General features: G+C 69.3%; 7 protein-coding genes. 6 read left to right on the top strand and 1 reads right to left on the bottom strand.

Features of this window, described 5'->3' with window-relative positions; translation table 11 throughout:
- The 4 genes from fmt to Q0X16_RS06420 all read left to right on the top strand — a co-directional run.
- A partial coding sequence (gene fmt / locus Q0X16_RS06435; RefSeq protein ID WP_297832178.1) for a methionyl-tRNA formyltransferase occupies positions 1–885 on the top strand: 885 nt, incomplete at its 5' end.
- The gene (gene rsmB / locus Q0X16_RS06430; RefSeq protein ID WP_297832175.1) at positions 882–2,165 is read left to right on the top strand and encodes a 16S rRNA (cytosine(967)-C(5))-methyltransferase RsmB; all 1,284 of its coding nucleotides are present in this window, start codon (positions 882–884) and stop codon (positions 2,163–2,165) included. The genes fmt and rsmB, both read left to right, overlap by 4 nt.
- Before the next feature lie 21 nt (positions 2,166–2,186).
- Positions 2,187–3,875 (top strand): glycosyltransferase family 39 protein, encoded by a 1,689-nt coding sequence (locus tag Q0X16_RS06425; protein ID WP_297832172.1) that lies wholly within the window; start codon positions 2,187–2,189, stop codon positions 3,873–3,875.
- A gap of 8 nt (positions 3,876–3,883) precedes the next feature.
- Complete coding sequence (locus tag Q0X16_RS06420) at positions 3,884–4,921, top strand: glycosyltransferase (protein WP_297832169.1); 1,038 nt, start codon at positions 3,884–3,886, stop codon at positions 4,919–4,921.
- A 49-nt stretch (positions 4,922–4,970) separates the two neighbouring features.
- On the opposite strand, the gene Q0X16_RS06415 is transcribed toward Q0X16_RS06420, so the two are convergent.
- On the bottom strand, positions 4,971–5,894 hold the full coding sequence (locus Q0X16_RS06415; protein ID WP_297832166.1) for a lauroyl acyltransferase: 924 nt from the start codon (positions 5,892–5,894) through the stop codon (positions 4,971–4,973).
- 429 nt (positions 5,895–6,323) lie between these two features.
- Here Q0X16_RS06415 and dtd point away from each other — a divergent pair, with 429 nt between their 5' ends.
- Complete coding sequence (gene dtd, locus Q0X16_RS06410) at positions 6,324–6,764, top strand: D-aminoacyl-tRNA deacylase (protein ID WP_297832163.1); 441 nt, start codon at positions 6,324–6,326, stop codon at positions 6,762–6,764.
- Positions 6,765–6,853: 89 nt separating this feature from the next.
- The coding region (locus Q0X16_RS06405; RefSeq protein WP_297832161.1) for a sigma-70 family RNA polymerase sigma factor at positions 6,854–8,209 on the top strand (1,356 nt) is incomplete at its 3' end.

Here is an 8,209-nt window from a genome sequence, read left to right as displayed (position 1 = left end):
GCGGTGCCCTGCCTGCGCGCCGCCGCCCTGCGCGGCGAGGTGGTGGGGGTCTACACCCAGCCCGACCGCCCCGCCGGACGCGGGCGTGGCCTGACGTCCTCGCCAGTCAAGCTCGAGGCGCTGCAGCGCGGGATTCCGGTGCTCCAGCCAGAAAACTTCCGCAGCGCCGAATCGAAGCAAATCTTGCGCGCGCTGCAGCCCGACGTGATGGTGGTGGTGGCCTACGGCCTGATCCTGCCGCAGTCGGTGCTGGACATCCCCCAACACGGCTGCTGGAACGTCCACGCCTCGCTGCTGCCGCGCTGGCGCGGCGCGGCGCCGATCCAGCGCGCGATCGAGGCCGGCGACACCCGCACCGGCGTTTGCCTGATGCAGATGGAGAAGGGGCTGGATACCGGCCCGGTGATGCTCTCGAAGGCCATCAACATCGAACCCGAGGAGACCGGCGGCCAACTGCACGACCGCCTCGCCGATCTTGGCGCACACGTTCTGGCCGACGCGTTGGGCCTGCTGCGCGCGACGATCCACCTGCCGCCCCAGCCGCAACCGGCCGAAGGCGTCACCTACGCGCACAAGCTGGACAAGGCGGAAGCAAGGCTCGACTGGGCGCAGCCGGCGCGGGTACTGGCGAACAAGGTCCGCGCGTTCCATCCGTGGCCGGTGGCGGAAGCACAATTGCTGGGCGAACGCGTCCGCATCCATTCGGCCATCGCGCTGGACGAAAACCACGCGGCAGCGCCCGGCAGCGTGCTGCGCGCCGGTCGCGAGGGCATCGACATCGCCTGCGGCGTCGGCGCGCTGCGCCTGCGCATCCTGCAGCGCGAGGGCGGCAAACCCATCGCGGCGCAGGACTACATCAACGCCCGCCGCGACCTGTGGCCATGAGCGACGGCGTCGCCGCCCGCGCCGCAGCCGCCCGCACGCTCGACGAGGTCCTGCACCGCGGTCGTTCGCTGAAATCGGCATTGGCCGGCGGCTTGCCGGCACTGGACGATGCGCGCGACCGCGCGCTGGTGGAGGCCATCGTGCTGACGGCGCTGCGCCAGCGCGCGCGCTGCAACGCCGCGCTGGACGGCTGGATGGCTCGGCCGCTCGGACGCCGCGACGGCGCGCTGCGCGCGCTGCTGCTGGTCGGGCTGGCGCAGCTGGAGCTGGGCCTGCCCGCACACGCGGCGCTGGCCGCGACCGTGGATGCCGCGCGTGCGCTCGGACGCACGCATCAGGCCGGCATGGTCAACGCATTGCTGCGCCGCGCGCAGCGCGAGGGGCTGCCGCCGGCCGCACCCGAAGCCGTCTGGCCGGCGTGGCTGGCGCGGCAGGTTCACACCGACTGGCCGCAGCAGGCCGAGGCCATCTTTGCCGAAAGCGCCAACACCCCGCCGCTCTGGCTGCGGGTAAACCGCCGCTGGATCACGCGCGACGATTACCTTGTCCTCCTGGCGGACGCCGGGATCGCGGCACAGCCCTGCCCCGAGCTGGCCGACGCACTGCGGCTGGAGACAGCGCTGCCGGTCGCGCAGTTGCCCGGTTTCGACGCCGGCCTGGTGTCGGTGCAGGACGGCGCCGCGCAGGCCGTGGCCGACGCGCTGGCCCCGCCCGCCGGCGCCCGCATGCTCGACGCCTGCGCCGCCCCCGGCGGCAAGGCCTCGCACCTGGCCGAACGCGAAGGCTCGCTGCGCATCACCGCGCTGGACGTCGACGCCCGCCGCGTGCGGCGGATGCAGGAGGCCTTCACTCGCCTGCGGTTGGAGATCGACGCCCGCGTTGCCGACGCGACCCGGCCCGACGCGTGGTGGGACGGCGCGCCGTTCGACGCCATCCTGATCGATGCGCCCTGCAGCGCCACCGGCATTGTGCGTCGCCAGCCCGACGTGCTGCTGCACCGCCGCGCCGAGGACATCGCTGCGCTGTGCGCGACGCAGGCACGATTGCTCGATGCGCTGTGGCCGCTGCTCGCTCCCGGCGGCACGCTGGTCTACGCCACCTGCTCGCTCCTGCGCGCGGAAAATGCGCTGCAGGTCGAAGCGTTTCTCGCCCGCACGCCGGACGCCGCGTGCGTACCGCTGGACGCCCGCTTCGGCATCGACACCGGCTCCGGTCACCAGCGCTTCCCGGGCCAGCAAGGCAGGGACGGCTTCTTCTGCGCGCGGCTGCGCAAGACCTGAGCTTCCGCCATGATGCCCACGATGAACCGATCCCGACGCGACCTCTGGCTGTTCTGGCTGTTCGCGCTGCTGATCCTCGCCACCGGACTGGGCCTGCGCGACCCGTGGCCGGCCGACGAGCCGCGCTTCGCGCTGGTGGCGCGACAGATGGTGGAAAGCGGCAACTGGCTGTTCCCGCACCGCGGCATCGAGCTGTATTCGGACAAGCCGCCGCTGTTCATGTGGATGCAGGCTGCGCTGCTGTGGCTGACCGGCAACCTGCGCATCGCCTTCCTGCTGCCCTCGCTGCTGGCGGCGCTCGGCACCCTGTGGTGCGTGGTCGATCTCGGCAAGCGGCTGTGGACGCCGAAGGTGGGAGTCTATGCCGGCTGGGCGGTGCTGTTGACCATCCAGTTCACCTGGCATGCCAAGAAAGCCCAGATCGACCCGGTGGTGGTGTTCTGGATCACCCTGTCCTGCTACGCCCTGCTGCGCCACCTGTGGAAGGGACCGGACTGGCGGATGTGGGCGCTGGGCTGGGCGGCGGCCGGACTGGGCACGATCACCAAGGGCGTGGGCGTGATCGCGCTGCTGCTGCTGCTGCCGGCGGCGTTTGCCTCGCTGCGCGGCTGGCCGCACGTGCGCGTGCATGCCCGCGACCCAAAATTCTGGCTCGGTCCGCTGGCCTTCGTTGCCGCCTGCTGCGTCTGGCTGGTGCCGATGCTGATTGCGGCGCTGGGCAACGGCGGCACCGACTATCGCGCCTACGTCGACGACATCCTGCTGCGCCAGACCGTCACCCGCTACTCCGATTCCTGGGTCCACCAGCAGGCGCCCTGGTATTTCATCGAAGTGGTCCTGACCAACTGGTTGCCGACCGTGCTGGTGCTGCCCTGGGCGATCCCGGCCTGGCGGCGACGGCTGCGCCGGCGCGATGCGCGCTATCTGCTGTCGCTGTGCTGGACGCTGCTGGTGTTCGTGTTCTTCAGCATCCCCAGCGGCAAGCGCGACATGTACATCCTGCCGGCGCTGCCGATGCTGGCGCTGGCGCTGGCACCGCTGCTGCCGGGCATCCTGCGCAAGCCGGGCGCGCAGCGGCTGCTGCTGACGTTCACGGCGGTGTTCTCGCTGGTGGCGCTGGCTGCGGGAATCGCGATGCTGACCAGCGACCCCGCCTTCGAACGCAAGTTCATGGACGGCCGCGATGCCCACGTCGCGATCGGGCTGGCGTGGATGTTCGTTTCCGCGGGCGGGTTCGGGCTGGGCGCATGCCTGTGGTTCGGCCGCCTGCGCGCACGGCACGCGCTGGTGGCGATGCTGACCGTGCTGTGGCTGCTGTATTCGCTGATCGGCGCGCCCCTGCTCAACGACGGCAGTTCCTCGCGCGGGCTGATGCGCGCGGTCGGTCAGGCCATCGGCCCGACGGCGGAACTGGGCCTGGTCGGCTGGCGCGAACAGCAGCTGCTGATGGCCGACCGCCCGGCGGCCGATTTCGGGTTCAAGCGCGATGCCGCCCTGCAATTCGACGATGCGCTGGCGTGGCAGCGCGCGCGCCCCGGACAGCGCTGGCTGCTGGTGGAAGGCAAGGCGATGCCGCCCTGTATCGATGCCGCCCACGCCCGCGACATGGGCATCGCCAACGGCCGGCGCTGGTGGCTCCTCGATGCTCGGGCCATGCCTGCGACCTGCTCGCCGCATTCGGCGCCAGAGCCGGATGCCGACGCGCGATGACGGCCGCCGTGTCGACACCCCTGCGGATCGCCCACCTGCTGCTGACGCACCATTTCGCCGGCAGCGAGCGCTATGCGGTCGAGCTGGCCAACGCGCAGGCTGCGGCGGGCCATGACGTGACGATGGTGCTGCGCCGCGCCGGTGCCGAGCAGCGACCGGATGCGATCGCACCGCGGCTTGCGCCCAACGTCAGGCAGGTCGTCGTCCCCGACCTGTTCGCCGGCTGGCACGCGCGGCGGGCGTTGCGGGCCCTGTCGCCGGATGTTGCCCACGGCCACCTGTCGGGCGGCTGCCGGGCCTTGCGGCGAATGCGTCCGGGACGCGGCCCGCTGCGCATCGCCACCTTGCACATCCGCTACAAACCGCAGCAGCACGCCGGATTGGACGGCCTGATTGCCATCGCGCCGTGGCAGCTGGATGCGATTCCGGAGTCGATGCGGGCACGCTGCGTGCAGATCGACAACTGGACGCTGCCGGTCGCGCCGTCGGCCGACGCCCGGACGCGGCTGCGCCAGGCGTTCGGCATCGACACGGATGCCTTCGTGTTCGGCGCGCTCGGGCGGGTGGAAAAAAGCAAGGGACTGGACGTGCTGATCGAGGCCTGGCGGCGCGCGGCGCTTCCGGCCGATGCGCGACTGGTCATCGTCGGACAGGGCGGTGCATGGCGCGACCTGCGTGCGGCGGCAGCGGACACCATCGTCATGCCGGGCTTCGCCGCAACCCCGCGCGACTGGCTGGAGGCCTTCGACCTTTTCGTTTCCGCCGCCCGCAGCGAGCCCTTCGGACTGGTGTTGCTGGAGGCCATGGCCGCCGGACTGCCGCTGCTGACCACCGCCAGCGAAGGCGCCAGCTACCTGCGCGACCTGATTCCATTCCCGCTGGTGCCGGTCGGCGACGCCGGCGCGCTGGCCGCTGCGCTGCGCGAAACGTATGCGGCGCGTCCGGCAAGGCGCGGATATCCGATGCAACGCTTTTCCCTGGCGGAGCGCAGCGGCGACATCGAGGATTTCTACCGCCAGGGGCTGCGCGCCGCCGCAAACCCATGACCTTTCGCCGAAGCTCGGGCGAGCTCCGTTCGGCAACCCACGATCCGGCTCACCGATACAGGTCGATGTAGGGATTGACCCGATCGCTGCAATCGGGCGGCTGCATCGAATAGCGCTTGTAGGTCCACTGGTACTGGCCGAAATCACGCCGCACCACCGCCTCCACGCCGGCATTGAGCGCCGCCACCGCCCGTCGTGGATCGGCGTCGGCCACGCCCTCGGGGGCGGTTTCGACATGCAGCGCAAAACGCGGCGCGCCAGCACCCGGCAACCGCCGGCACCAGCACAGCAGTACGCGGGCGCCGCTGCGATGGGCCAGCCGTCCGAGCAGGGTCATGGTCAGCGCCGGTTTGCCAAAAAATGGCGCGAACTCGCCTTCGCCGGCCTTGGGCTGCTGGTCGGGCAGGATGCCGACCACGCCGCCTTTCTGCAGCCGCTTGAGCAAGGTGCGCACGCCGGCCGCCTCGGCGCGCACCTGTTCGACCTGACCGCCAGCGTTGGCCCGTACCCGCCGCAGGAAGGCTTCGCCCACCCGCGACTCCGGTGCCCGATACAGGATCGCCAGCGGGGTCTTGCTGGCCAGCCACTGGTTCAGAAGCTCCCAGTTGCCCATGTGCGGCGCGGCCACGATCACGCCACTCCCGCTGCGCAGGGCGGCATCGAACAACGCCTCGCCGTGGACTTCGGCGATGTCACCCAGGTTGCGCGCCACCGGTCGCGTCCACAGGCGCAGCGTTTCGAAGGTCTGGCGCAGGGTGGTCCGCAGGATCTCGCCTACCAACGCCTCGCGGGCGGCGGCGTCGAGATCCGGCCGGATCAGCTCCAGATTGCGCCGCGCCACCCGCGCCTCGCGGGCATCGCGCGCGATCCACAGCCGCGCCAGCCCGTCGGCCAGCGCACGCAGCAGCGGCCACGGCAGGCGCGCGAAGGCCCAGGCCAGGGCGTACAGCAGCGCGGCGGCGAGGTCGGTCATCGGCTCATTGTATGAGCGACGTTCGCGGCTTTTCCCCTCCCTTGATCCAACACACCAATGCGCGGCTTTTTGAAGACTGGTTTTGGACGCGGATTGACGCGGATGAACGCGGACGAAGCACTAATTCGAAGGGTTGATCCGCGTTCATCCGCGCCAACCGGCATCAAACGTCTTTGCTGGGAGTGCGCAGGATGCGTTCTGCCCACGACCGCTATACCAGATCAATGAGGCGCATCAGCGGGCTGTCACTTTCCGCGAAATCAAGGAGGAGGCAGCGGTCAGTCCCGCTGCCGGGGGACATTCGCGGAAGGGGACAGCCCGCTGGTGCGCTGCGCAGGACCTCGAACCGCGAAGCGATCGGATACCCACCTGTGCAAGCAGGACACGCCAAGCCCTTCCCACGGCAGGAAAAGAAGGCAGAATGACCGCATGCTTGCCCTGATCCAGCGCGTGACCGAAGCAAAGGTGACTGTCGATGGCGACACCGTCGGCGCCATCGGCCCCGGCCTGCTGGCCTTGATCGGCGTCCAGCCCGGCGACGGCGAGGCGCAGTACCGGCGAATGGCGCAGCGGCTGCTCGGATATCGTGTTTTCGAAGACGATGCCGGCAAGATGAACCGTTCTTTGACGGAGATCGGCGGAAAACTGCTGCTGGTCAGCCAGTTCACCCTGGCCGCCGACACCCGTTCCGGGATGCGCCCTGGTTTCAGCACGGCGGCCCCACCGGCCGAGGCCGAACGCGGATTTGAACGGTTGGTCGCCATTTGTCGGGAAATTCACCCGCCGGGGGTGGAAATCGGCCGCTTCGGCGCCCATATGGTGGTCAGCCTGGTCAACGACGGACCGGTGACGTTCCTTCTGCAGTCCTGACGTGTCCGCAAGACGACGTTCATGACGTGGTAGAATTGACGGTTCCCTGCCGCGCATGCGCGGTTCAATCGAATACGGTGGCATGACCCATGGCCAATGAGCGGCAGACGGCTCCCCAGTCCGACATCAAGCTCCTGATCAGCAAAGGCCTGGAGCAGGGCTACCTGACCTTCGCCGAAGTCAACGATCACCTGCCCGACGACATGGTCGAGGCCGAGCAGATCGAAGACATCATCAGCATGATCAACGGCATGGGCATCGAGGTGCACGAGGTTGCGCCCGATGTCGAAACCCTGCTGCTGGCCGGCCAGCAGGCCGGCGGTCGCGACGTGGACGAAACCGCCGCCGAGGAAGCCGCCGCCGCGCTGACCTCGATGGACAACGACGGTGGCCGCACCACCGACCCGGTCCGCATGTACATGCGCGAGATGGGCACGGTGAACCTGCTCACGCGCGAGGGCGAAATCGCCATCGCCAAGCGCATCGAGGAAGGTCTGGCGCAGATGAACGCGGCGCTGGCCACGTTCCCGCCCACGATCGAGGCGATCCTCGCCGACTGGGAACTGCACAAGGACGGCAAGAAGCGACTGGCCGACATCGTCGTCGGCTTCAACGACGAACTGCTCGGCGAGGCCGAAGAGGCCCTGATCCCGGCCGACACCGACGTGATCGACGCCGATGCCGATGCGGACGACGACGAGGATGCCGACGAGGACGACGGTTCGAACGACGAGCCAGCGCCGTCGGGCCCGGATCCGGTCGAAGTCGCCGCCCGCATGGAGGCCATGGCCGCGGCATACGCGAAGTTCGTGAAGGCGGTCGCCAAGGGCGGTCCCGAGGCCAAGCCTGCGGCCAAGGCGCGCGCCGACATGGCGGCGACCTTCGTCACCTTCAAACTGCCGCTGCCGCTGACCGACCTGCTGGTCAACAACCTGCGCGACGTGGTCGGCAAGGTGAAGGAACACGAGCGCCTCGTCCTCGACCTGGCCACCCGCGTCGCCAAGATGCCGCGCAAGGATTTCCTCAAGGCGTGGGAAGGCAACCAGACCAACCTGGGCTGGGTGGACGAACTGCTCAAGCGCAAGCAGAAGTGGGGCAGCGCGCTGCGCGACGCCAAGGATCTGATCGTCGCCGAACAGCAGTCGATGATCGACCTGGAGAAGTCGCTGCGCGTGACGCTGGCCGAACTCAAGGAAATCAACCGCGCGATGGCCTACGGCGAAGCCAAGGCGCGCAAGGCCAAGAAGGAAATGGTCGAGGCCAACCTGCGGCTGGTCATCTCCATCGCCAAGAAGTACACCAACCGCGGCCTGCAGTTCCTCGACCTGATCCAGGAAGGCAACATCGGCCTGATGAAGGCGGTGGACAAGTTCGAGCATCGCCGCGGCTTCAAGTTCTCGACCTATGCCACCTGGTGGATCCGCCAGGCCATCACCCGCTCGATC

The organism is Thermomonas sp. (assembly GCF_025993755.1).
GTDB lineage: Bacteria > Pseudomonadota > Gammaproteobacteria > Xanthomonadales > Xanthomonadaceae > Thermomonas.
The sequence above is the reverse complement of the archived record's forward strand: the minus strand, read 5'-3'. Positions and strand labels throughout refer to the sequence as shown.

Excerpts from the sequence above, each read along its gene's own strand:
- dtd (WP_297832163.1), top strand. The coding sequence starts at position 6,324 with ATGCTTGCCCTGATCCAGCGCGTGACCGAAGCAAAGGTGACTGTCGAT.
- Q0X16_RS06425 (WP_297832172.1), top strand. The coding sequence starts at position 2,187 with ATGAACCGATCCCGACGCGACCTCTGGCTGTTCTGGCTGTTCGCGCTG.
- Q0X16_RS06415 (WP_297832166.1), bottom strand. The coding sequence starts at position 5,894 with ATGACCGACCTCGCCGCCGCGCTGCTGTACGCCCTGGCCTGGGCCTTC.
- rsmB (WP_297832175.1), top strand. The coding sequence starts at position 882 with ATGAGCGACGGCGTCGCCGCCCGCGCCGCAGCCGCCCGCACGCTCGAC.